The organism is Nocardiopsis ganjiahuensis DSM 45031 (assembly GCF_000341085.1).
Lineage (GTDB): Bacteria > Actinomycetota > Actinomycetes > Streptosporangiales > Streptosporangiaceae > Nocardiopsis > Nocardiopsis ganjiahuensis.
Map to the genome: position 1 here is coordinate 174,141 of NZ_ANBA01000008.1, position 22,504 is coordinate 196,644.

24 protein-coding genes are annotated in these 22,504 nt (G+C 70.9%); 14 read left to right on the forward strand and 10 right to left on the reverse strand.

Going from position 1 to position 22,504, the window contains the following annotated elements:
* Positions 1 to 16: 16 nt before the first annotated feature.
* Genes D458_RS0109430 through D458_RS0109440 form a run of 3 tightly spaced genes read right to left on the reverse strand, consistent with a single transcriptional unit; the run spans position 17 to position 3,200 of the window.
* Positions 17 to 1,342, reverse strand: coding sequence for an ABC transporter substrate-binding protein (locus tag D458_RS0109430; protein ID WP_026119144.1), 1,326 nt, complete (start codon positions 1,340 to 1,342; stop codon positions 17 to 19).
* A gap of 18 nt (positions 1,343 to 1,360) precedes the next feature.
* On the reverse strand, positions 1,361 to 2,233 hold the full coding sequence (locus tag D458_RS0109435) for a carbohydrate ABC transporter permease (RefSeq protein ID WP_017586490.1): 873 nt from the start codon (positions 2,231 to 2,233) through the stop codon (positions 1,361 to 1,363).
* The gene (locus D458_RS0109440) at positions 2,223 to 3,200 is read right to left on the reverse strand and encodes a carbohydrate ABC transporter permease (protein ID WP_026119145.1); all 978 of its coding nucleotides are present in this window, start codon (positions 3,198 to 3,200) and stop codon (positions 2,223 to 2,225) included. Before D458_RS0109440 ends, D458_RS0109435 begins: the two co-directional genes overlap by 11 nt.
* 422 nt (positions 3,201 to 3,622) lie before the next feature.
* Here D458_RS0109440 and D458_RS0109445 point away from each other — a divergent pair, with 422 nt between their 5' ends.
* The 5 genes from D458_RS0109445 (at position 3,623) to D458_RS0109465 (ending at position 8,994) form a co-directional block, all read left to right on the forward strand.
* Positions 3,623 to 4,933 carry a Gfo/Idh/MocA family protein gene (locus D458_RS0109445; RefSeq protein WP_017586492.1) on the forward strand — a complete coding sequence of 437 codons (1,311 nt, stop codon included), beginning with the start codon at positions 3,623 to 3,625 and terminating at the stop codon, positions 4,931 to 4,933.
* On the forward strand, positions 4,933 to 6,111 hold the full coding sequence (locus tag D458_RS0109450) for a Gfo/Idh/MocA family protein (protein WP_017586493.1): 1,179 nt from the start codon (positions 4,933 to 4,935) through the stop codon (positions 6,109 to 6,111). Before D458_RS0109445 ends, D458_RS0109450 begins: the two co-directional genes overlap by 1 nt.
* Positions 6,108 to 6,947 (forward strand): DUF6807 domain-containing protein, encoded by an 840-nt coding sequence (locus D458_RS0109455; protein ID WP_017586494.1) that lies wholly within the window; start codon positions 6,108 to 6,110, stop codon positions 6,945 to 6,947. Before D458_RS0109450 ends, D458_RS0109455 begins: the two co-directional genes overlap by 4 nt.
* A gap of 43 nt (positions 6,948 to 6,990) precedes the next feature.
* Positions 6,991 to 7,884: an NAD-dependent epimerase/dehydratase family protein gene (locus tag D458_RS0109460; RefSeq protein WP_017586495.1), complete on the forward strand. Its 894-nt coding sequence runs from the start codon at positions 6,991 to 6,993 to the stop codon at positions 7,882 to 7,884.
* Positions 7,885 to 7,962: 78 nt separating this feature from the next.
* Entirely contained in the window at positions 7,963 to 8,994 is a 1,032-nt protein-coding gene (locus D458_RS0109465) for a LacI family DNA-binding transcriptional regulator (protein ID WP_017586496.1), read from the forward strand.
* A gap of 97 nt (positions 8,995 to 9,091) precedes the next feature.
* Here D458_RS0109465 and D458_RS0109470 read toward each other — a convergent pair whose 3' ends face one another.
* Positions 9,092 to 10,168, reverse strand: a complete 1,077-nt coding sequence (locus D458_RS0109470; protein ID WP_026119146.1) for a mandelate racemase/muconate lactonizing enzyme family protein — start codon at positions 10,166 to 10,168, stop codon at positions 9,092 to 9,094.
* Positions 10,169 to 10,400: 232 nt separating this feature from the next.
* Positions 10,401 to 11,315 (reverse strand): saccharopine dehydrogenase family protein, encoded by a 915-nt coding sequence (locus tag D458_RS0109480; protein WP_026119147.1) that lies wholly within the window; start codon positions 11,313 to 11,315, stop codon positions 10,401 to 10,403.
* An 80-nt stretch (positions 11,316 to 11,395) separates the two neighbouring features.
* Here D458_RS0109480 and D458_RS0109485 point away from each other — a divergent pair, with 80 nt between their 5' ends.
* The 4 genes from D458_RS0109485 to D458_RS37900 all read left to right on the forward strand — a co-directional run bounded on the left by D458_RS0109485 (position 11,396) and on the right by D458_RS37900 (position 13,217).
* Positions 11,396 to 12,025, forward strand: a complete 630-nt coding sequence (locus D458_RS0109485) for a TetR/AcrR family transcriptional regulator (RefSeq protein ID WP_017586500.1) — start codon at positions 11,396 to 11,398, stop codon at positions 12,023 to 12,025.
* 96 nt (positions 12,026 to 12,121) lie between these two features.
* Positions 12,122 to 12,709, forward strand: coding sequence for a TetR/AcrR family transcriptional regulator (locus tag D458_RS34805; protein ID WP_083936274.1), 588 nt, complete (start codon positions 12,122 to 12,124; stop codon positions 12,707 to 12,709).
* 30 nt (positions 12,710 to 12,739) lie between these two features.
* Positions 12,740 to 13,057, forward strand: a complete 318-nt coding sequence (locus D458_RS0109495) for a hypothetical protein (RefSeq protein ID WP_017586502.1) — start codon at positions 12,740 to 12,742, stop codon at positions 13,055 to 13,057.
* Between the two features lie 34 nt (positions 13,058 to 13,091).
* A complete protein-coding gene (locus tag D458_RS37900) occupies positions 13,092 to 13,217 on the forward strand; it encodes a hypothetical protein (protein ID WP_017586503.1) in 126 nt (41 codons plus the stop codon).
* A gap of 10 nt (positions 13,218 to 13,227) precedes the next feature.
* Here D458_RS37900 and D458_RS0109505 read toward each other — a convergent pair whose 3' ends face one another.
* From D458_RS0109505 to D458_RS0109520, 4 genes are all read right to left on the reverse strand, one after another.
* Positions 13,228 to 13,959, reverse strand: a complete 732-nt coding sequence (locus D458_RS0109505; RefSeq protein WP_017586504.1) for an alpha/beta hydrolase family protein — start codon at positions 13,957 to 13,959, stop codon at positions 13,228 to 13,230.
* Between the two features lie 373 nt (positions 13,960 to 14,332).
* A complete protein-coding gene (locus D458_RS37510) occupies positions 14,333 to 14,644 on the reverse strand; it encodes a site-specific integrase (RefSeq protein WP_017586505.1) in 312 nt (103 codons plus the stop codon).
* 134 nt (positions 14,645 to 14,778) lie between these two features.
* Complete coding sequence (locus tag D458_RS0109515) at positions 14,779 to 15,744, reverse strand: exonuclease domain-containing protein (RefSeq protein ID WP_026119149.1); 966 nt, start codon at positions 15,742 to 15,744, stop codon at positions 14,779 to 14,781.
* 157 nt (positions 15,745 to 15,901) lie between these two features.
* Positions 15,902 to 17,524, reverse strand: a complete 1,623-nt coding sequence (locus D458_RS0109520) for a serine/threonine-protein kinase (RefSeq protein ID WP_017586507.1) — start codon at positions 17,522 to 17,524, stop codon at positions 15,902 to 15,904.
* 172 nt (positions 17,525 to 17,696) lie between these two features.
* Here D458_RS0109520 and D458_RS0109525 point away from each other — a divergent pair, with 172 nt between their 5' ends.
* The 4 genes from D458_RS0109525 (at position 17,697) to D458_RS0109540 (ending at position 20,875) form a co-directional block, all read left to right on the forward strand.
* Complete coding sequence (locus tag D458_RS0109525; RefSeq protein WP_017586508.1) at positions 17,697 to 18,185, forward strand: hypothetical protein; 489 nt, start codon at positions 17,697 to 17,699, stop codon at positions 18,183 to 18,185.
* A gap of 123 nt (positions 18,186 to 18,308) precedes the next feature.
* The gene (locus D458_RS0109530; protein ID WP_040702297.1) at positions 18,309 to 19,244 is read left to right on the forward strand and encodes a metal ABC transporter substrate-binding protein; all 936 of its coding nucleotides are present in this window, start codon (positions 18,309 to 18,311) and stop codon (positions 19,242 to 19,244) included.
* A 12-nt stretch (positions 19,245 to 19,256) separates the two neighbouring features.
* Positions 19,257 to 20,003 carry a metal ABC transporter ATP-binding protein gene (locus D458_RS0109535; protein WP_017586510.1) on the forward strand — a complete coding sequence of 249 codons (747 nt, stop codon included), beginning with the start codon at positions 19,257 to 19,259 and terminating at the stop codon, positions 20,001 to 20,003.
* Complete coding sequence (locus tag D458_RS0109540) at positions 19,991 to 20,875, forward strand: metal ABC transporter permease (protein ID WP_017586511.1); 885 nt, start codon at positions 19,991 to 19,993, stop codon at positions 20,873 to 20,875. Before D458_RS0109535 ends, D458_RS0109540 begins: the two co-directional genes overlap by 13 nt.
* A 65-nt stretch (positions 20,876 to 20,940) precedes the next feature.
* Here D458_RS0109540 and D458_RS0109545 read toward each other — a convergent pair whose 3' ends face one another.
* Positions 20,941 to 21,936 (reverse strand): hypothetical protein, encoded by a 996-nt coding sequence (locus tag D458_RS0109545; protein ID WP_017586512.1) that lies wholly within the window; start codon positions 21,934 to 21,936, stop codon positions 20,941 to 20,943.
* 116 nt (positions 21,937 to 22,052) lie between these two features.
* On the opposite strand from D458_RS0109545, the gene D458_RS0109550 reads away from it, so the two are divergent.
* The gene (locus tag D458_RS0109550; RefSeq protein ID WP_017586513.1) at positions 22,053 to 22,481 is read left to right on the forward strand and encodes a hypothetical protein; all 429 of its coding nucleotides are present in this window, start codon (positions 22,053 to 22,055) and stop codon (positions 22,479 to 22,481) included.
* Positions 22,482 to 22,504 lie beyond the last annotated feature (23 nt).

Genomic DNA, 22,504 nt, shown 5'->3' on the forward strand with positions numbered 1-22,504 from the left:
TTCGTGGTCGGTGGGTTCAGGAGCCGTTGTCGATCGCGGCTTCCAGGTCCTCGATGAACTGCTCGGCCGCCTGTTCGGCGGTGAGGTTGCCGAAGACCAGTTCCTGGTAGACGCGCTCGTTGATGGAGACGATCTCGCCCGACCCGATGGGCGGGGGCGGGTTGCCGTCGACGACCTCGTCCTCGACGTCGGCCAGGAAGGCCGCTCCGCGCTCGTCCGCCGGGGACAGGTCGTCGGTGATCGCCTCGCGTACCTCCAGGTTGGCGGGCAGCCCCAGGTCGGACAGGATCACTTCGGCGGCCTCCGTGCTGTTGAGCATGAAGTCGACGAAGCGCGCGGCCTCCTCGGGGTGGTCGCTGCCGGCCGAGACGGAGTAGTACATGGCGGGCTTGAAGTACATGCCGGTGCGCTCGAGCTCGGTCTCGCCCGGGAAGCGCAGGAGTTCGATGTCGCGCCCGGCGGCCTCGGTCACCGCGCCGAGCTGGTTGGTCCAGAAGTAGGCCGTGGCACCGGTGTTGGTGGCCAGGACGGACTGGTCGGGGCCGCCGGCCGCGATCTCCACGCCCTCGCTGGCGCTGGGCTGTCCGCCGTCGGCGAGGATCCGTTCGGAGATCTCGAACCAGCTGGTCAGGGTCTCGGCGGAGAAGGCCAGGTTGCCTTCCTCGTCGTAGAGGTTCTCGCCGTTCTGGCGGGCGTAGACGTGGAAGGCGTTCTCGTTGGTCATCCCCTGGGTTCCGACGACCTCCCCGTCGGTGGCCTCGCTGATCCGGATCGACATCTCGATGTAGTCGTCCCAGGTCCAGCTGGTGTCGTCGGGCATCTCCACCCCCGCCTCCTCGAAGGCCTGGGGGTCGGCCAGGATCGCGGAGACGTTCACGCCGGTGGCGACCCCGAAGGTCTGCCCCTCCATCACGCCGTTCTCGGCCACGTTCGGGTCGATTCCGGACAGGTCCAGGTGGTCACCGAACTCGCCGAGGTCGGCCAGGGTGCCGCGCTGACCGTACTCGCGCAGGTAGCTCTCGTCCTGCATGATGACGTCCGGGGCGTCGTTGGCGGCGGTGCCGGTGGCCAGCCGGTCCCAGTAGGTGGCCCAGTCGGTGTAGTCCCCGACGACCCGGACGTCGGGGTTCTGCTCCTCGAAGAGGCCGATGGCCTCCTGCAGGTTGGCGTGGCGGTCGTCCGACCCCCACCAGGAGAAACGCAGCTCCACGACACCGTCGTCGGAGCCCGATTCGCCGCCGCAGGCCGTGGCGGCCATGACCAGAGCGAAGGCCGCTGCGGTCGTGGCGAGCAGTGGACGGTTTCGGTGCGAAGAGCGTGCTCCGCCAGGTAGGGGGCGCATGGGGGGACTTCCTTTCCTCTACTTGATTCCGGTGGTCGCGATGCCCTTGACCAGGTAGCGCTGACCGGCCAGGAAGAAACCGAACACGGGCCCCAGCGCCACGACGGACATGGCGAAGAGCGGACCCCATGAGGTCTGGGAGCTGGAGTCGACGAAGGTCCTCAGCGCCACCGGGACCGTGTACATGTCCGGGCTGGTCAGGAAGATCAGCTGGCTGAAGAAGTCGTTCCAGGTCCAGATGAAGGTGAAGATCGCCGTGGTGGCCAGGGCCGGCATCGACAGGGGCAGGATGATCTGGCAGAAGATCCGGATGTGGCCGCACCCGTCGATGCGGGCGGCCTCGTCCAGGTCCTTGGGGAGGCCTCGGATGAACTGCACCATCAGGAAGATGAAGAAGCCGTCCGTGGCCAGGAGCTTGGGCACGATCAACGGGTAGAAGGTGTTGATCCAGCCCAGCTCCGCGAACAGGATGTACTGCGGCACGATCACCACGTGGATGGGCAGCATGATCGTGGCGAGCATGATCGCGAAGAACAGCCGCTTGCCGCGGAACTCCAGCCGGGCGAAGGCGTAGGCGGCCATCGAGCACCCGATGAGGTTGCCGACGATGGCTCCGCCCACCACGATCGCGGAGTTCAGCAGGTAGTGGTGGAACGGGAACTGGAGCGCGTTCCACCCCTCCGTGTAGTTCTCGGGGGTGAAGCTCCAGGGGATCAGTCCGGGTTCCCGGAAGATCTCCGCTGTGGGTTTGAAGGAACTGGACAGCATCCACAGCAGCGGGTACAGCATGATCAGGCCGAAGCCGATCAGTCCCAGGTGGATGAGCAGTCGCCGTGTGCGTTGGGCCTTGGTGCGCTTCTGGGGCGCCGGGGCCTCGGTCTTAGTCGCCATAGAAGACCCAGTACTTGGAGGCGAGGAAGTTCACCGCGGTGAATCCCCCGATGATCATCAGGAGCAGCCAGGCCATCGCGGACGCGTAGCCCATGTCGAAGGCGCCGAAACCGCGTTGGTACAGGTAGAGCGTGAAGAAGAGTGTGGAGTCCGAGGGGCCTCCGGTACCGCCGCTGACGATGAACGCCTGGGTGAAGGTCTGGAAGGCGTTGATGATCTGCAGCACGAGGTTGAAGAAGATGATCGGCGTCAGCATGGGCACCGTGATGTGCCAGAACCGCCGTACGGGGTTGGCGCCGTCGACCGCCGCCGCCTCGTAGTACATGGCCGGGATCTGTCGCAGGCCGGCCAGGAAGATGACCATCGGCGCCCCGAAGGTCCACACGTTGAGCACGATGAGGGTGCCCAGGGCGTAGTCGGGGTGGGACACCCACCCCTCGCCCTGGATGCCGAAGAAGGCCAGGACCTGGTTGATCAGGCCGTCGGCACCGAAGACCTGGCGCCACAGGATGGCCACCGCGACGCTGCCGCCCAGCAGGGAGGGCAGGTAGTAGACCGAGCGGTAGAGGGCCAGTCCTCGCAGGCCCCGGTCCAGGACCATCGCCAGGGCCAGCGCCATGGCGAGCTGGAGGGGCACGGAGACGAACACGTAGACGAAGGTGACCCGCAGCGCGCTGTGCAGGCGCGAGTCGCTCAGCATCCGCTCGTAGTTCTCCAGGCCCACCCACTGGTGGTCACCGATGAGGTTGTAGTCGGTGAAGGAGAAGTAGAGGGACGCCATGAGGGGGCCCGCGGTGATGAGCACCAGACCCAGGAACCAGGGGCCGAGGAACCCCAGGGCAGCAAGGTTCTCGTACCTGCGGTTCCCCCCTCGAGAGGCCGCGGCCTTCCGAGGGGCTCGCGGAGGTTTCGCGCCGGTACCGGAGTCGTCAGCCGTACGGGACTTGCCGTGAAGCAGAGTGGTCAAGGCGAAACACCTCCTCTCCGCGCCGGGGTCTCGCGCGCAGTCTGCGCGCCTGGACCGGGGTTCATGTGGTGACCGCCAATCTGGTTTGGAAAATGCGCTGTTGGAACGCAGGCCGGATGCCTGTGGTCAAGAACACGGGCGGATTCCGCAGGCTGAGGCCTGGTAAGCGCTATCCAGATACTAGGATGATCAGTTTCTAGCACCGGGTTACGGGGCTGTCAACGCTTTGTTTCCCCCCGAGACCCGAGCGCGCCCCAGATCGTTACCTTCGCCTTCGGGCCGTTCACCGCTCCAAAAAGCAACACAAAGTAATTAACCAATAGCTGAAAGTGCTTTCTCTGCAGGTGGCGCCCCGGTCCCGTCATGCCCCTGAAACAACGAGCCCCTTGTCGGGCACTCAGGAAAGCGTTTACCATGCCCGTGTGAACGAGACCACTCAACGCAGATACGCGATCGTCGGCACGGGCTCCAGGGCACGCATGTACACCCGGGCGCTGGTGGACACCCACCGGGACCTGGGAGTCCTGGTCGCCCTGTGCGACACCAACAGCACGCGGATGGCCGTGCACAACCGGATCGTCACCGACGCGGGGGAGGAGGCCGTCCCCACCTACCCCGCCGAGGACTTCACCCGGATGCTCCGCGAACAGGCCGTGGACGAGGTGATCGTGTGCACCGTCGACCACACCCACGCCGACTACGTCGTGGCCGCCCTCGAGGCCGGCGTGGACGCCATCACCGAGAAGCCCATGACCGCCGACCTCAAGGGGTTGCGCAGGATCAACGAGGCCCAGGCCCGCACCGGGCGCCGGGTGACCGTGGGCTTCAACTACCGCTACAACCCCGTCCACAGCCAGGTACGCGAGCTGATCTCCTCCGGCGCCATCGGCGAGGTGGGGTCGGTGCACTTCGAGTGGCTCCTCGACCTGCGGCACGGGGCCGACTACTTCCGCCGCTGGCACCGGGACAAGGAGAAGTCCGGCGGGCTGCTGGTGCACAAGGCCAGCCACCACTTCGACCTCGTCAACTGGTGGGTGGGCGCGCAGCCGCGCGAGGTCTTCGCCTGGGGCGGCCTGTTCTTCTACGGCCAGGACAACGGCCGCCGCCACGGCCTGACCAACGACTACGAACGCGGTCACGGAGCGGAGGCGGCCGAGAACGACCCCTTCGCCCTGCACATGAAGGACAGCCCCGACCTGACCGCCCTCTACCTGGACGCCGAACACGAGGACGGCTACCGCCGCGACCTCAACGTCTTCGGCCCCGGCATCACCATCGAGGACGACATGTCCGTCCTGGTCAAGTACGACACCGGGGTGCGCCTCAGCTACCACCTGGTGGCCTACGCCCCCTGGGAGGGCTACCGCATCGCCTTCACCGGCAGCCGCGGACGGCTCGAACTGGACATGACCGAGTTCGCCAGCACCACCCCGGGCCAGGACGAGGCACACCCCGTACGGGGGATGCCCGCGCCCAAGGAGAACACCGTGGCCAGGCTCCTCCTGCGCCGCCACTGGCAGCCCCCGGAGGAGATCCCCGTCAGCGTCGGCGGCGGCGGCCACGGCGGCGGGGACAACGCCATGCTCAGCTCCCTGCTCGGCGGGGTCGACGACGGCATCCGCCCCGACCACGCCGACGGAGGCAACGCCCTCCTGACCGGCCTGGCCGCCAACGCCTCCATGGCCTCGGGCGCCCCCGTGCGCGTGGCCGACCTGCTCTCCGGTTCCTCCTGATGAACCGTCCCGACCACACAGCACCACTGCCCCTGCTGCTCGTCGGCGTCCACGGGCACGGCCGCTCCCACCTGCGGGCGCTCCTTCCCCTGGCCAAGGCCGGCACCATCCGGCTCGTCGGCGTCTGCGACCGCAGGCCGCCCGTGCCCGGCGACGACCTCGAGGGCCACGGCGAAGTCCCCTACTTCGACGACCTGGCGACCGCCCTGAAACGGACGCGGGCCCGCCTGACCGTCCTGGTCACCCCCATCCACACCCACCTGCCCCTGGCCACCGTGGCCCTGGAGCACGGCTCGCACCTGCTGCTGGAGAAACCCACCACCCCGTCACTGGCCCAGCTGACCCTGCTGGAGGATGCGGTACAGGCCTCCGGCCTGGCCTGCCAGATCGGGTTCCAGAGCCTGGGGTCGGAGGCGATCGACGAGGTCCACCGGCTGGTGGGCGAGGGCGCCCTGGGCACACTGCGCGGTATCGGGGCGGCCGGCGCCTGGAAACGCACCTCCGCCTACTACGACCGCGCCCCCTGGGCCGGCCGGCGCAGGATGGACGGACACGAGGTGGTGGACGGAGCGCTCACCAACCCCTTCGCCCACGCGGTGGCCACCTCCCTGGCGCTGGCCCGGGCGGAGTCGGGCGCGCCCAGCTCCCTGGAGCTGGAGATGTATCACGCCCACCCCATCGAGAGCGACGACACCTCCTCCCTGCGCCTGCGCACGGAGGAGGGCACCACGCTCACCGTCGCCGTCACCCTGTGCGCGCCCGACAGCCGGCCGCCCGCCATCACGCTCCACGGCGACCGGGCCGACCTGACGCTGGAGTACACACTGGACCGGCTCACCCTCCACCAGCCGGGACAGGAACCGCGCACCACCACGCACGGGCGCGTCAACCTCATGGAGAACCTAGTCGCGCACGTGCGCGAAGGGGTCCCCCTCCTCGTACCGCCCGAGCGGACCCGCGGCTTCACCCACGTCCTGGACGCCGTGCGGACCGCGCCCGACCCCCGACCCGTCACCGCCGAGCACCAGGAGGTGTACCGCCAGGAAGGGGTCACCCACCGGAGCATCTCCGGGATCGAACCCCTGGTACACGAGAGCGCACGCTCCCTCGCACTGTTCTCCGAACTCGGCGCCCCCTGGGCCCGCCCCGCCCCGACGAACACAGAGGTACCCCAGTGAACCTGTCGGTCGGCCACACCCCCGTGGCCACCCACAACAGCGGAGAGTCCGTACCCTCCGAACTCTCACCGCGCCCCTACCTGCACCCGGTGCGCACCCTCGCGGGCACGGAGGTCACCGAGACCCTCCCGGCCGACCACCGCCACCACCTGGGTGTGAGCGTGACCCTGGCCGACGTCTCCGGAACCAGCTTCTGGGGCGGGCGGACCTTCACCCGGGAGCACGGTTCGGTCATGCTCGACAACCACGGCCGCCAGACGCACCTGTCCTGGGCCGACCACGCACCGGACCGGACCACCGAACTGCTCTCCTGGACCGACCGCGAGGGCACCGAACTCCTCCGGGAGGAACGCACGCTCCGCGCCCTGCCGCTGGACGCGACGACCTGGGTCCTGGACCTGCGTTCGTCGCTGCGCAACACCTCGGGCCGTGAACTGGGCATCGGCAGCCCCGCCACCAACGGCCGCCCCGGCGCCGGCTACGGCGGGGTGTTCTGGCGGGCGCCGATCGGGGACCGGCCGCCCTCGGTCACCGGCCCGGACGGGATGTCGGGGGAGGACGCCCTGCACGGCTCCAGCGCCCGCTGGCTCGCCCTCGCCTCCACCGCCTCCCACGACTCCCCCTGGACCCTGCTCTTCCTGCGGACCGGACCGCGCACCGACCCCTGGTTCCTCCGGGCGAGGGAGTACCCGGGGGTGTGCCCGGCCCCCGCCTGGAACACCCGCCAGGTCCTGCCCGCGGGCCAGACCCTGGAACTGGGCCTGCGCACCGCCGTCACCGACGGTTCGGTCACCGACCACGAAGCTCTGGCCAACGCCGTCGCGGCACTGGTCTGACCCTCACGACGCCCCTACCGGGGCCTGGAAAGGAACCGCACACATGCGCGTGCTCGTCACCGGAGGCTCCGGACGGCTGGGACGAAGCGTCGTGACCGTGCTCGCCTCACGCGGACACGACGTGACCTCGGTGGACACCGCCGAACACCCGTGGCCCGAGGGGATCACCTCAGCCGTCTGCGACCTGCTGGACCGCGACGCCCGGGCGGAGCTGTTCGACCGCACCGCGCCGGAGGCGGTGGTGCACCTGGCGGGGATCGCCGTCCCCTTCGCGCGCCCCGACGCCGAGACCCTGCGGGTCAACACCGTCCTGGCCTGGGAGGTGTTGTCAGCCGCCGTCGCGGCAGGCGCCCGCAGCGCGGTCGCCGCCTCCAGCCCCACCGTCTACGGGTACAACACACCCTCCTGGCGGCCGCACTACCTGCCCCTGGACGAGGACCACCCCGTCGCTCCCTGGCACGCCTACGGCCTGAGCAAGGCGGTGGTGGAGGAGACCGTCCGCACCCTGGCGCGGACCGCGGACACCTGCGTGCTGTCCGCGGTGCGCCCCGGCTACGTGGTCTCACCGGAGGAGTGGCGCGGCGCCACCACCCAGCAGGGCCACACCATCCGCGAGCGCCTGGACGACCCCGCCCTGGCCGCCGGCTCCCTGTTCAACTACGTGGACGCCCACGACGCGGCCGAGCTGTTCGCGCTGATCGTGGAGCACCCGGAGCAGGTCCCCAGCGGCACCGTCTACAACGCCGTCGCCCCCGACCCCCTCTCCGAGGGGCCGGTCGACGCCCACCTGGCCCGCCTGCACCCGACGACCGCCGAGCACGCCCCGGCGCTGGCCGACGGACGGGCGGTGTTCTCCTCGGAGCGGGCCCGCAACGACCTCGGGTGGCTGCCCAAGCGCACCTGGCGCGACCACCTCGACCAGCCGGAGAGGATCTAGGTGGGAACGCGGGAGGAACCCCGCCCCTCCGCTACTCTGGGAAAGAGTTTTCCCAGCGGTGGCAGGAGGGGCAGGGGAGTGGATCCCGGTTACGTGACTCTTGAACAGGTCGCCGAGCATGCCGGCGTCTCCCTGGCGACCGCCTCACGCGTGATCAACGGCAGTACGCGCCAGGTGAGCCAGCGGCTCCGGGAGAAGGTCGAGGCCAGCGCCCACCAGCTCGGCTACCTGGCCAACGCCTCGGCCCAGACCCTGGCCCGCAACAGCAGCTCGCTGATGGGCCTGGTGGTGCACGACATCGCCGACCCCTACTTCTCACAGATCGCCGCCGGGGTCACCCGGTACGCCGAGGAGCTGGGGCTGGTCCTCGTCCTGGGTACCACCAACCGCTCCCCCCAGGAGGAGACCCGCATCATCTCGGCGTTGCGCGCCCACCGCGCCAAGGCGATCGTGATCGCCGGTTCGCGGACCACCAGCGAGGAGACCGACGCCCGGCTGGCGAAGGAGATCGAGGCCTTCGCACGCCAGGGCGGGCGGGTCGCCCTGGTCTCACAGGCCACCCTGCCGGCGGACACCGTCAGCCCGGACAACCGCTCCGGGGCCGCGGCCCTGGCACGGCACCTGGTCGACCAGGGGCACCGGCGCTTCGCGATCCTGGCCGGGCCCACCAACCTGCGGACCGCACGCGAGCGCTTGGACGGCTTCCACTCCGCGCTCTCGGCCGCAGGCCTGGAACTGGCCCACCACAACGTCGTGCACGGCGACTTCACCCGGGACGGCGGTTACGAGTCCACGCAGCGCCTGATGACCCTGGGCACCGACGCCACCTGCCTGTTCGCGGTCAACGACGTCATGGCCACCGGCGCCATCGCCGCGCTGCGCGACATGGGCAAGTCCGTCCCGGAGGACCTGTCGGTGGCGGGCTTCGACGACATCCCCACCCTGCGGGACCTCACCCCCACCCTGACCACGGTCCGTCTTCCCCTGGAGGAGATGGGGGAGCGCGCCGCCGCGCTCGCCCTGGACTCCGAGTACCGGGGGGAGCCCCGGGTGATCAGTGTCGAGGGCACCATCATGTCCCGGGCGAGCACCGCCTCACCCAAGGGCTGAGCCCGCTTCCGCCCGGCCCGCCGAGGCCGGATCCGCGCCTGTGGCGGCGGCCCCGAAAGGGCCGCCGCCTTCTTCCGTCCCGCAGACGGCCCCGGTGCTAGGGGAGCGGGGCGAGGTCGTCTGCGAACACCAGCCCGTGGCCGGGACCGGTGTCGGCGGACAGGTGGTCGCCCGCGAACTCCACCCCGCTGGGAGCGGCCAAAGCCCCCAGGGCGGCGAAGGACGCGTGGTCGATGTCCTCGACCATGGCGACCTCGGGCAGGCACAGGGCCAGTTGGCCGGACAGTTCCGGCAGCAGGTGGGGCGCGACCGGCACCCCCCGCCGGGCCACGGACTCGGCGATCCGCAGGAACGGGGTGATGCCCCCGACCCGCACGGCGTTGGGCTGGGCCACGTCGCACACGCCCTCGTCGACGAACCGTTCGAACTCCGCCACCGAACGCAGGTTCTCACCCAGCGCGAACGGCAGGCCGGTACGCGCGCGCAGCCTGACGTGGGCCGCCAGGTCCAGGGCGGGCAGCGGCTCCTCCACGAAGTGCGGCTCGAAGGGTTCCAGCCGCGCCAGCGCCCGGGCGGCGCGCGGGACGTCCCAGCGCTGGTTGGCGTCGATCATCAGCAGTCGGTCGGGGCCCAGGAGGTCGCGCACGGCGCCCACCCGTTCGACGTCGCGGTCGACGGAGGCCGAGCCCACCTTCATCTTCACCGCGCGGTGGCCCCGGTCCGTCCATCCCCGGACCTGTTCCAGCAGGTCGGGGAGCCCGTAGTCCAGGTTCACGCCGCTGCCGTAGGTGGCGACCCGCTCGCGGCGGCGGCCCAGCAGGTCCACCAGGGGCACGCCCAGCGAACGCGCGTGCACGTCCCACAGGGCGATGTCGACACCGGCCAGGGCCATGAGGGTCAGTCCCGTCGTTCCCGCCTCGCGCAGGTGCCAGAGCGCCTCGTCCCACAGGGCGGGGTGCGCCTCCTTGCCCAGCAGGGCCGGGGCGAGGTCGTCGTTGACCAGGGCTTCGACGGCCCGCGCGCCGATCAGCGGCGTCCAGGAGAACCCGGTGCCCACCAGGCCCTCGTCGGTACCGACCCGGACCACGACGATGTCGTTGCGGTCGACCCCGCCGTCCCAGGCCCGTTTCAACGGAAGCCGGTGGGCGCGGGCCTGCACTCCGGTCACTCTCACAGCATGTACTCCAGGTGTCGGTGGTCCATCGCGGTGATGGGGTTCAGGGGGTGCACGTGGGCCGGGGGCCGCCGAGTTCGAGCATGCGGCCGGTGGCGCCGTTCACGGCGGTGCCGAGCACTCGATCACCCATGGATCGTCCACCCCCTTCTATGAAAGCGCTTTCCAGCCTACGGCAAAGCTACCCCGCCCCACCAGAGGCGGGGGAACAACGGACCCCGGGGAACCGCGCTCAGCCCAGTTCGATCCCGTCCAGCGGAGGCAGGTCGGTCAGGGCGCTCACCCCGTGAAGGTGATGGACCCCGGCCGACAGGTTCTCGGTCAGGGTGGTGGCCCAGGCGGTGACCGCCGCCGTCCCCCGGGACTGGCCGCGTCCGCGCGCCCAGCGCCGCCGGCCGGCCGAGGCGGCCACCAGGGCCCACTCCTCGGAGCCGGGCAGGTGCGGAACCCTGCGCAGCGCCCCGGCCCCCGGCAGCCGACCGAACAGGGACAGGGCCCAGGTGGCCGGCGCGGAGTCCAACCCCAGGTGGGTGCGGACGGGCCTCCCCAGGTCCCGGGTGAGCGTGTGCTGATCACTGAAGTCCGCCCGGAACAGGCGTCGCCGCCCGACCCCGGGAAGGTCCAGGACGAGCCCCCGGGTGAGGTTGCGGATACTCTCCCCTGTGGCCGGATCAGGGAAGGAGCGACCGAGCAGCCCCAGGGACCAGGCCGTGGCCGCCGCCCCGTGCCGCTCCCCGGAACCCAGCACCACCCCCAGGTCGATCGGCCCCGCCCCGGGCAGCTCGGCGGCGAGCAGGTTGGTGAGCCCGGGGGCCAGTCCGACGCTGAGCAGAACCGGCGCGGGCGGCTCCAGCTGCTCGATCCTGGCGACGTATCCGGAGGTGGCGGTGGGATCGACGAAGGCCGCGCCCTGGCCAGTGGCGACAGAGACCAACGAGGGCTCCTCGACCCCGGAGGCGTTGACCACCGCGTCCACACCGCGCAGGGCCGCCAGGTAGCCGCCCAGCCCCGGTTCGGCCAGATCAACGACCCGGTCCGCGCGTAGCGGGTCGCGGCCCGCGACCACGCAGCCGTGCCCGGCCGCCCGCAACGCCTCCACCGTCGAAGCCCCTACGGCCCCGTAGCCGCCCAACACGAGTACCCGCATCCGCGTCCGCCTTCTTTCTTTAGTGGAACTACAAGTAGATATGTGTAGTGACACTACAGTCAAGGCGTAGGATCGTGACCATGGACGCACGCCCCGTTGACGGCCGCACCGCCCGCTCCACCGCCACCCGCGCCCGGGTCACCCTGGCGGCCGCCCGCCTGTTCACGGTCCACGGTTACACCGCCACCAGCATCACCAGCATCGCCAAGGAGGCGGGGGTGGCCGCCCAGACCGTCTACAACGCCTTCGGCACCAAGACAGCCGTGCTCAAGGAGGCCCTGGACCAGGCGGTGGCCGGGGACACCGATCCAGTGGCCACCCTGGACCGCCCCTGGGTGCGCGAGGCGCTGGCCGCGGAGGACCCTCGGGAACTGGTCAGGCTCCAGGTGGCGGGCACCGCCCGGGTGATGCTCCGCGTCGCCCCCCTGGCCGAGGTACTTCGCAGCGCCGCCCCGGCCGACCCCGACCTGGCCGCGCTGTGGCGGACCAACATCGACCAGCGCCGAACCGTCCACACGGTGTTCGCCCGGGCCCTCGCCGACCGAGGCGCCCTGCGTCCGCACCTGCCCCCGGAGGAAGCGGCCGACACGCTGCTCGGCCTGCTCAGCCCCGAGCTGTACACCCTCTACACCGCCCGCCTCGGTTGGAGCCCCGACCGCTGGACGGAGTGGGCCGCCGAAGCGGTCACCCGCCAACTCCTCGACAGCTGAGACTGCGGGGGACGCTCCGAAGTCCTCTCAACAGGCCCCAGTGCTTGATGTTTTGCCAGCTCAGCTAACTAGCACAGCTGTGCTAGTCTGCGAAGTGTGCAACGCGTGGACCACGAGCAGAGACGCCGCGACATCGCCGAGGCGGTGTGGCGACTGCTGGAGCAGGGCGGACTGGAAGCGGCCACGGTACGCGCCGTGGTCGCCGAGACCGGCCTGTCCTCGGGTTCGATCCGCTACTTCTTCGCCGACCAGGCCAGCCTGCACGCCTTCGCCATGTCCGCCCTGGCCGACCGGGTGGGCGAGCGCATCCGACGGGCCGCACGCAACCCCGACCCCCGCGAACGGGCGACGGACATGGTCGCCGAGCTGATGCCGCTGCGCGAGGACACCGAGCGCGAACTCCGCGTGTGGTCGGCCTTCGTCGCCCGATCCGCCACCAGCCCCCGGCTGGCCGAGCACCTGACCAGCCAGGCCCACGCGATCCGGGCCCTGCTGCACAAGGTCACCTCCGACCTGGTCGGACTGGGCCTGCTCCCGCCCCGCACCGACGTCGACGCCCACACCGCCCATTTGCACGCGGTGGTGGACGGCCTGACCTTCCAACTCCTGCACACCCCGGAACTCATCACACCCGACCAGGCCCGCGCCGTGCTCCGCAGGGCCCTGCTCACCGACCAGAAGTAGAGGAACCACCACGACCCACGGGAGCGACTCATGAGCAAGCTGCGCGACTTCGTGGCCGAGCGCCTGTCCGGACACGACCTCGACCACCGCGTCCACCACACCTACAGCACGATCCTGGACCTGAGCGACACGATCCGCTCCCAGGGAAAGAAGGACGACTGGCTCTCCTGGCTCACCGACGCGTCGGTCGAGTGGAAGATCGGGGAGTACCTCTTCGGGGGCGACCCCGCCAGCGACGCCGCCCGTGTCAGCGACCACCTGCGCGCGGCCCTGGCCCGCACCTGGCGCGACCACCCTGACTACGACACCGCCTGGGACGCCCTGGCGTCCGCTCCCAGGAGAAGGTGACCGGGCCGCCCGCCCCGACCGCCCGGTACCACCGATGATCGGTACCACCGCGATCGGGGCGGTTGTGTATCTGCTGGCCACCGCCATTGAGGAGGGCCGGGGCCTGTCCTTGATGAACGGCATCCTGGCCGACAGCGCCTATCGCCTGCTGTCGGCCTGACGGCCCGGCCTCACTTCAGGTGGCGGGCGAAGAACCGGTTCCCGGCGTCCCCCTCGAAGTGCGGGACGCCGGTGTGCCCGCCCATATTGGCGTGCAGCGTCTTCTCCTTGGAGCCGAAGGCGTCGAACAAGTCCAAGGCCAACTGCCGGTCGTTTCCCTCGTCGTCCCACTGCAGCAGCACCTGCAGCGGAATGGTGACCTGCTGGGCCTCCTCGAACATGGCGCGGGGTAGGAAGCTCCCGGCGAACAGAAGGGCCGCCGAGATACGCGGCTCGACCACCGCCAGCCGGATACCGATGGAGATCACTCCCCCCGAATACCCGACCGGGCCGCCGATCTCGGGCAGCGAAAGGAGTGCGTCCAGGGCGGCCCGCCATTCCGGGACCGCCTTTTCCACCAGTGGGAGGACAAGCCGGTCGACGATCTCGTCGTTGACCGGCTCGCCGGCCGTCAGCGCCCGGTGCAGGTCGGCGCGGGCCTTCTCCGCGGCGGCCGAACGGGGCCGGTCACCGCCCCCGGGGAGCTCGATGGTGGCCGCGGCGAAGCCCTCCGCCACGGAGTGCCGGGCCCGCCCCGCCAGCCGGGGGTACATCTTGCGCAGTCCGCCGGGGTGGCCGACCAGGATCAGCGGGGCCGGTGCGGATGCGGTTTCGGGCGTCCACAGGATGCCGGGGATCTCGCCGAGGGTGAATTCGCGTTCGAGGACGCCGTCGTCGAGGCGCTGTTCGGAAGTGAATCGCACGGTCGTGCCTTTCGGGAGTGCTCGTGAACGGCGCTCCCGGACGACCTATCGTCCGACCGTGACCCCGGAGGGGAGCACCCATGTCGATACGTTCACGGGTACCACCTCCTCGATCTCTCGCACGGCCTCCAGAAAAGTAGCAGTGGTCGCCGTGGTCCGCCAACAGGTTTTTGCGGAGGCTCTGTGACCGGACGCGAGGGCGGTCACGCTCAGCCGGCAAGGTCCAACGGATTCACAGCCGCTCGCTTGACAAGTGCTGAGAACGCATCCGATCCGCCGCGGCGAAGGCCCCCGACAGCGAGACCGCGCAGTCGGCAGCCGATCACCGCGAGAACGAGGACGCCGACGACGAGGATGGCTGACCAGTCCGGCGTCAGCGGCGGCGGGAGGCGGGGTCGTGCCCGGCCTGCCAGGCGGCGAGCGCTTCGGATGAGACGCGAGCGTAGCGGGCCAGGGAGGCCACCGAGGTAGGGCCGGAACAGGCGAGCAGGACGGCGGTGTTGGCGCCGTCCTCGGCCGCGTGGGTGAGCGCCGAGTGCCGCAGCTGGTGCAGCGTCGCACCGCCGGTGGCCGCGCTGAACAGCTCGGCGGCCCGCCGATAGGACAGCCGGGCCCGCCCCGAGCCGGCGTCGATGTCGCCCGGCGGTTGCGCAGGTCCAGATCCTCGACGTTCAAGGGCGAGCACCTCCTCGGCGCGTGCCGCCGATTCGTACAGCAGCCGCCATAGCGTGCGCTCGCGCAGCCCGATCCCCTCCCGGGTGAGCAGGTTCTCGACCTCGGCGCGGTCCAGGGCCCGAGTACGGTCGGGGGCGGACGGGGTCAGGCTGAGGCCATGCCCAGGCGGGCCATCAGCTCGGACTCGGTGATGATGTCGATGCGCTGGCCCTTGGCCATGTAGGCCTCGGCCTGCTTGTGCTTGGAGGTCTTGCCGCCGTGGTCGCTGTCGCCCACGACCAGCACGTCGGTCTTCTTGGTGACGTTCTTGGCGGGGGTGCCGCCGGCCTCGGCGACGCGCTTCCACACCTCGGGCTTGTCCATCGCCCGCAGGTCGCCCGAGACGCACACCGTGCGCCCGTAGAGCGGACCGGCCGGGTCGGCGTCGGGGGAGGGCTCGGGGAGCGGGGACTGCGCGACCCGCTGCCAGCGTCCGAAGCGGTCCTCCATGGCGGGGGCCGCCGACGGGGCGGGGGCGGCGACCGGGACGGAGACCGCCCGGATCTCCTCCAGACGGTTCAGGCGCATGCCCGCGGCACGGGTGAGCTCGGGCAGGGAGCTGGTGCCGTAGCGGAGCATGGCCGCGATCATGATGTGCGCGGCCGCCTCGGCGTCGGCGTCGGCCCGGTGGTGCTGGGTGATCTGGTGTCCGACGTGCGCGCACACCGTGGGCAGGCGGTGGTCGGGCAGATCCCAGGTGCGCCGGGACAGGGCCAGGGTGCAGGCGTAGTCCAGGGCGGGCAGCGCCTGGCCGGTGTGGGCGCAGGCCTGGCGCAGCGCCCCCATGTCGAAGGCGGCGTTGTGCGCCACCAGCGCGCCGCCCTGGGCGAACTCCAGCACCTGCCCGCGCACCGTCTCCCAGGTGGGTGCGCCGGTGACGTCGGCGGCGGTGATGCCGTGCACGGCGGTGTTGTGGCGGGAGAAGAAGGACACCGGCTCCGGTGGGCGGATGAGGGTGCTGAACCGGTCCACCACCCGTCCCTCGCTCACCCGGACCAGGCCGACGGCGCAGACGCTGCCTCGGTCCTGGTTGGCGGTCTCGAAGTCGATCGCGGTCCAGGTGTGGGCCACCACGTAACCTCCTGCTGCCGTCCGGGCCGAACGGATCGAGGCTACCCGGGTTCACGGGTCCCCGGAGCCGAATGGGACGGTTCTCGGCGCCGGATCGCGTGCGCGACGCGGGTACGGCGGGTCCGGGCCGTTTCCCCCGAAGACCGGCGCGGTCGGTTCAGGCGGGGTCGAAGGAGTCGACCGCGTGGTCGCGCCACTGCTCGTCCTCGGCCCACACGCTCTCGGAGGAGCTCCACGCCAGCGTGTAGTAGTCGCCTCCCTCGGCCACGGCGATGTTGCGGGCCAGCAGCCGCCAGGTGCCCTCGCCCCGGTCCCAGGTGAACTCCCAGTCGGCGGCCGAGGCGAAGGACGTCCGGTCGGTGACGTCCTCCAGCCTGATCCGCTCGTAGGAGGGCAGCCGGTTGCCCTCGACGGAGGCGTTCTCCTGCTCCACCACGTGCGCGTACTCGTCGTCGGTGGAGTGGGGGGTGCGGTCGACCTGCAGGTAGGCGTTGCTGGTGGGGGAGTCGTAGAAGACGCTGGCGCCGTCGGTGCGCCGGATCCAGCCGTCGGGGACCAGCAGGGAGAAGCCCTCGGGGTCCCGGGTCCAGGTCATGCCGGGCGCGGCGGGCTCCTCGTCCGCCGTCTGCGCGGTCGTCTCGTTCGTCTGCTCCTCCGCGGCCTGCCCCGTGGGGTCCGCCTCGGGTGAGGGCGAGGAGGCCGATACGTCCTGCCCGGCCTGGCCGGGTTCCTCTCCGCCCTCGGCCCAGGGGTTGACGACGACCAGGACGGCCGCCGCCACCACCGCGGCCAGCCCCAGAGTGAGCACCACCACCGGCCAGGACAGGCGACGGGGGCGCCCGGTCGGGGTGGCGGGAGCGGTCGGTGGGACGGCGGCCAGGGTGGGGGCGGGCATGCCCTGGGTGCCCGTACCTCCCGGGGCCGGGGGCGGCCGGTGGAGTCCTCCCGTCCACCCGCCCGAGTGTTCGCCCCGGGCCGCGGCGGCCAGCAGCTCTTGGCAGCCCCGTGCGTCCAGGCGCTCGGCGGGGTTCTTGGCCAACAGCCCGCCGATCGCCTCGCCCAACGGCCCGGGCAGGGCCTCGGGCGGGTCGGCGCTGAGCACCGCGTGCAGGGTCGCCGGGACGCCCTCGCGCTGGAACGGGGAGACCCCCGTGGCCGCGTGGTAGAGGGTGGCTCCCAGCGACCACAGGTCACTGGCCGGGGTCGCCGGTTCGGAGGCGAGCCGCTCGGGGGCCACGTAGGCGGCGGAACCCAGCACGCCGCCGGTCTGGGTGACCGCGGCGGTGTCGACGATGGTGGCGATGCCGAAGTCGGTGAGCACCACCCGCCCGGAGGCGGTGACCATCACGTTCTCGGGCTTGACGTCCCGGTGGGTGATGCCCTGGGCGTGCGCGGTGGTGAGTGCGTCGAGCAGGGCCGATCCCCAGGCCGCGACCCGTTCGGCCGGTGCCGGGCCCCGGTCGCGTACCAGGCGGTGCAGGGAGTCCCCGTCGAGGAGTTCCATGACGATCCAGGGGCGCCCGTCGTCCTCGACGATGTCGTGGACCGTGACGATGTTGGGGTGCTGGCCCATCGCGGTGGCCTGCGCCTCGCGCCGGGTCCGCGCCGCCACCCGGGCGCGCTCGGCCTCGTCCAGCCCCGGTCCGAGCAGGATCTCCTTGACCGCCACCGTGCGGTTGAGCCCGGTGTCGTGCGCTCGCCAGACCCTGCCCATTCCGCCCCGTCCGACCTCGGAGACGAGTTCGTAGCGTTCACGCAGCGTGCGGTGGGGATGGACCACCTGGGGGCTCCTGATGGGGTGGGGGTCGGGTGAACGGGCGACGCGGCGGTGCGGGGACACAGCGGGGGATCTCACGTCGAAGCGCCCATTCTAGGAAGGTTCGCCCCCTGCCGCGCACATCCGTCGGGGCGGGTCGTGGGCTTCTCAGCCGGATGATCCCTATTCTCCAGGGATGACCGTCTTCCTCTGTTCCAAGTGCGGTACCACGATCACGCCGGAGCTGGCCGAGCTCACCGCCGTCCCCGATGTCTCGGGCAACGAGCACGACCGGGACAAGGACACCCGCCGGGCGCCGTCCACCGTTCCACGCGGCCACTATGTGATCGACTCCGAGCCCTGGGGGCCTCCCTACGTGGTGCAGGACGATCAGGAGAACCCGAAGCCGGCTCATGCGCGCGGACCTTTGGTCTCTCACGAAGAAGGCTTCGTCGTCTCAGCGGGCACACGGCACACCGTTCTGGTGCATCCCGACGACGCCGCCCACCTCCAGCCCCTGCCCGACGGGGAGAACAGCCAAGGCTGCTGCGGGCCGACAGGCGGCGAAGGGCCCAACCGGGCCTGCGCCTGCGGTGTCCGGGTCGCGACCTTGGCGGCCGACTGCTTCGGACCCTACGAACTGCACCTCGACCCCGTCCGGACCTACGCGTTCACCCAGCGATGAAGCAGAGGGCGGCCTCGGGGGTTCGGGTCGGCGGCCGCCGCGCCCACACCTCACAGCGGTCCACAAGCCTGACGCGCGACTGACCGGCGCATAGTTTGACCAGCTTGTGGTAAAAAGTTAGGTGTGCCGAACTCTAGAGATAGGCTGCCCTCAAAGACCTGGTCGAGGGTGATCCCGGCGATCACCCTCTCCCTCGCTCTGAGCGCCTGCTCCACGTCCTCCGGGCAGACCCGCGACGACGACCGCCTCCTCGTCCTGACCACGTTCACCGTCATCGCCGACATGGCCGAGAACATCGCCGACGACCGCGTGGACGTCGCCTCCCTGACCAGGCCCGGAGCCGAGATCCACGGCTACGAGCCCACCCCCGACGACCTGGTGCGCGGTCAGGACGCCGACCTCATCCTCGAGAACGGCCTCGGCCTGGAGGCCTGGTTCCGGCAGTTCACCGAACGCGTGGACGCGCCCACCGCCGTCCTGAGCGAGGGCGTGGACACCATCCCCGTGGCCTCGGGCGGCTACGAGGGCGACCCCAACCCGCACGCCTGGATGTCCCCCGACAACGCCCTGGTCTACGTCGACAACATCCGCGACGCCCTCACCGAACTCGACCCCGGGGGCGAGGCGGAGTTCAGCGAGGCCGCCGAGGCCTACAAGGCAGAGATCGCCGAGGTCGGCGCCTACCTGGAGACCGAGCTCGCCGAGGTCCCCGACTCCTCCCGCGCCCTGGTCACCTGCGAGGGCGCCTTCTCCTACCTGGCCCGCGACGCCGGACTGACCGAGCAGTACCTGTGGCCGGTCAACGCCGAACGCGAGGGCACCCCCCAGCAGATCGCCGCCGTCTCCGAGTTCGTCCGCGCCAACGAGGTGCCCGCCGTGTTCTGCGAGAGCACCGTCAACGACAGCGCCCAGCGCTCGGTGATCCGCGAGACCGACGCCGCCATGGGCGAAACCCTCTACGTCGACTCCCTCTCCGAGCCCGACGGCCCCGTGCCCACCTACCTCGACCTGCTCCGCCACGACGCGGAGGCCATCGTCGCCGGACTGACCGGTGAGTGAGGGGGAACCGAAGTGACGGCCGCCATCGAGGTCACCGGAGCCACCGTCCGCTACGGGGACGTCCTCGCCCTGGACGACGTGTACCTGTCCGTGGAGCCCGGCCGGGTGTGCGGGCTGCTCGGCATGAACGGCTCGGGCAAGTCCACCCTGTTCAAGACCGTGCTCGGCCTGGTCACCGCCGATCGCGGCCGGGTCCGCATCCTGGGCATGGGCAACACCGCCGCCCGCCGCAAGGGACTGGTCGGCTACGTTCCCCAGTCGGAGCAGGTGGACTGGGCCTTTCCCGTCCGGGTGCGCGACGTGGTCATGATGGGCCGCTACGGCCACATGGGACGCAGGCGCCGCCCCCGCCCCGCCGACCGCGAGGCCGTCGAGCACGCCCTGCTCCGCACCGACCTCACCGGGCTGGCCGACCGCCAGATCGGCGCGCTCTCCGGTGGCCAGCGCAAACGCGCCTTCGTGGCGCGCGCCATCGCCCAGGACGCCGACGTGCTCCTGCTGGACGAACCCTTCGCGGGCGTGGACAAACGCTCCGAGGCCACCATCACCGACCTGCTCCTGCAGCTGCGCCAGGCCGGACACACCCTGCTGGTGTCCACCCACGACCTGGCCCAGGTGCCCGAGCTGTGCGACGAGGCCGTGCTGCTGCAGCGCCGGGTGATCGCGCACGGCACACCCGAGGAGGTGCTGGAACCGGACGTGCTCCTGGAGGCGTTCGGCATCCACCCCAGTGAGGAGGGACGCTCGTGGACGCCCTGACAGCGCTCGTGGAGTGGTTCACGGTGCCGATGCAGTTCGAGTTCGTCCAGCGCGCACTGCTGGTGAGCGTGGTCGCGGGCGTGGTCTGCGCCGTGCTCTCCTGCTGGATGACCCTGGTGGGCTGGTCGCTGATGGGCGACGCCGTCTCGCACGCGGTCCTGCCCGGCGTGGTGCTCTCCTACATGTTCGGGATGCCCTTCGCGTTGGGCGCCCTGATCTTCGGGGGCGGCTCGGTGGCCCTGATCGGGGTGGTCAACCGCACCTCCAGGGTCAAGGAGGACGCGGTGATCGGTGTGGTCTTCACCGCCATGTTCGCCCTGGGCCTGGTGATGATCTCGCGGGTGCCCAGCCAGACCGACCTCGGCCACATCCTGTTCGGCAACGTCCTGGGGGTCTCCGACGGCGACATTCTCCAGGTGCTGCTCCTGGCCGCCGTGGTGCTGGCCGTGGTCTGGTACAAGCACCGCGACCTGACCATGTACGCCTTCGACCCGGTCCACGCCCACGCCATCGGCGTCAACCCGCGCCTGCTGGAGACCCTGCTGCTGGGGCTGCTGTCGGTGACGGTGGTGGTGGCGCTGCAGGCCGTGGGCATCATCCTGGTCGTGGCCATGGTGATCATCCCGGGCGCCACCGCCTACCTGCTCACCGACCGCTTCGAGCGGATGCTGATGATCTCGGCGGCGATCGCCTTCGCGGCGGCCGTGACAGGGGTCTTCACGAGCTTCCACCTGAACGTGTCCACCGGCGGCTGCATCGTGCTGGCCCAGGCGATCGCGTTCACCCTGGCCTACCTGTTCTCACCCGGGCAGGGAGTGCTCTGGAAGGGGCGCACCGCCCGGGCGGTACGAGCCACGCGCGCCGGACACTGAAGGAGCGGAGGGAGAGAGTGCGGGCGACGCGGGCGCAGCCGCGCACCGGGGAGCCCGAGAGGGGTTCAGTCGCCCGGGCAGGGGGCGGTGCGCCAACGGGCGCGCAACACACCGTCGGGGTCCGGCAGTACCCCGGCGAGCAGCGGGGGATCCTCGTCCTGGTAGACGGACAGGGCCAGGGCGCCCCGGGAGCCGGACAGGAGCCTGACGAGCTCCGAGCGGTCCTCCCCGTCCACGGTGACACTGGAGATGTGCCCGCGGCTGTCCTCCCAGACCACCTCCGTCAACCCTTCCTCGGGCAGTCCGGCCAGGACGGCCGCCACGTCCTCGGACAGTCCGGGCCACACGGCCAGGCGGGAGCGGGGTACGAGTCGAGTGCGCACTTCCTCCAGCGTGTCCTCGGTGAGGCGGTGCCAGCGGGAGGCGTTGCCGGCGTACCCCTCCTCGAGCAGTCCGGCCTGCGCGTTGGAGACGTAGTGGCGCAGTTCGGCCCAGAAGCCGTTGTCGGCGGGGCGCTGCCGCCCGGGCTCGGAGTCCAGAGACGCGTCGTAGGGGGAGATGTCGAGCGGCTCGGCGAACAACCCGAGTCCACGGACGCGCGCCAGGGCCTCCGTGCAGGGAAGGGCGGTGCCGACGTAGACGTACTGGTCCCAACCCACGTGCACGGCGAAGCGGCCCTCGGCCTCCAGACGGCACCACAGACCGTGGTCGCGCAGCATGGCGCGGACCAGCTCCAGGGCGACCGGTAGGGCGACCCGGGCGCCGTCGTGGAAATCGGTGGGGTCGAGGAGCTCGTCCAGACCGTTCCCCTCGATCGTCGGTTCGAGCCCGAAGTGCACGAGGCCGGGCAGTTCGGGCTCGCGGATCTCCAGGTGGTCGATGCCGCTGGCCTCGGCGAGCGCGGCGATCGAGGACAGGTAGGCGGCTTCAACCGGACCGTGGTCGCTGACGGTGTCCTCCGGGCCGGTGTAGCGACCCCGGGCGTCGCGGTGGGCCGGGTCGTACTTGGTGATCCGGTGGACGTGGGGGAGGGGTGCGGGGCTCGCCGGCAGGGAGGGCATGAGGGGATTGTCCACCTTCCGAGGTGCCCGACACCAAGTTTTTGAATGATCTGTTCAACACTTAGTGTTGACAAGAAACAGTTGACAACTGTGAGTTGACAACGCACAGTGGAGTCATGGCCGAACCACAGGATCCCTTCACCCAGCCCGACCCCGAACAGGCCCGGCGCCAGCGCACACACGAGGCCCTCTTCCGCATCACCGAACGGCATGCCAGCGGCGAGGACCGCGTCCGTTGGACGGAGCGGCGAATGCCGATGCCGCCGTACGAGGCGATCCGCCGTGTCTCCGACCTGGCCGCGGGCAGCGCCGTTCCCGACGAAGGAGCTCCGGCCGTCGACCAGGGCGACCTGACCGCCGCGCTGACCCTGGTGCCGTGGGCGCGCGCGGAGTTCGACCAGATGGAGGCGGGCCTGCTCACCATGGCCAAGGGCCGCGGCATGACCTGGCAGGAGCTGGCCTTCGGTCTGGGGCTGGGCACCGCCCAAGCCGCCCGCCAGCGCCACGAACGCCTGGTGAAGCGGACCGGGGACGAGGAGGGATAGGCGAGCAGGCGTAGCGCGGAGGG

Excerpts from the sequence above, each read along its gene's own strand:
- D458_RS0109550 (WP_017586513.1), top strand. The coding sequence starts at position 22,053 with ATGGCCGAACCACAGGATCCCTTCACCCAGCCCGACCCCGAACAGGCC.
- D458_RS0109460 (WP_017586495.1), top strand. The coding sequence starts at position 6,991 with ATGCGCGTGCTCGTCACCGGAGGCTCCGGACGGCTGGGACGAAGCGTC.
- D458_RS0109495 (WP_017586502.1), top strand. The coding sequence starts at position 12,740 with ATGAGCAAGCTGCGCGACTTCGTGGCCGAGCGCCTGTCCGGACACGAC.
- D458_RS0109525 (WP_017586508.1), top strand. The coding sequence starts at position 17,697 with ATGACCGTCTTCCTCTGTTCCAAGTGCGGTACCACGATCACGCCGGAG.
- D458_RS0109450 (WP_017586493.1), top strand. The coding sequence starts at position 4,933 with ATGAACCGTCCCGACCACACAGCACCACTGCCCCTGCTGCTCGTCGGC.
- D458_RS0109430 (WP_026119144.1), bottom strand. The coding sequence starts at position 1,342 with ATGCGCCCCCTACCTGGCGGAGCACGCTCTTCGCACCGAAACCGTCCA.
- D458_RS0109545 (WP_017586512.1), bottom strand. The coding sequence starts at position 21,936 with ATGCCCTCCCTGCCGGCGAGCCCCGCACCCCTCCCCCACGTCCACCGG.
- D458_RS0109485 (WP_017586500.1), top strand. The coding sequence starts at position 11,396 with ATGGACGCACGCCCCGTTGACGGCCGCACCGCCCGCTCCACCGCCACC.
- D458_RS0109480 (WP_026119147.1), bottom strand. The coding sequence starts at position 11,315 with ATGCGGGTACTCGTGTTGGGCGGCTACGGGGCCGTAGGGGCTTCGACG.
- D458_RS0109435 (WP_017586490.1), bottom strand. The coding sequence starts at position 2,233 with ATGGCGACTAAGACCGAGGCCCCGGCGCCCCAGAAGCGCACCAAGGCC.
- D458_RS37900 (WP_017586503.1), top strand. The coding sequence starts at position 13,092 with ATGATCGGTACCACCGCGATCGGGGCGGTTGTGTATCTGCTGGCCACC.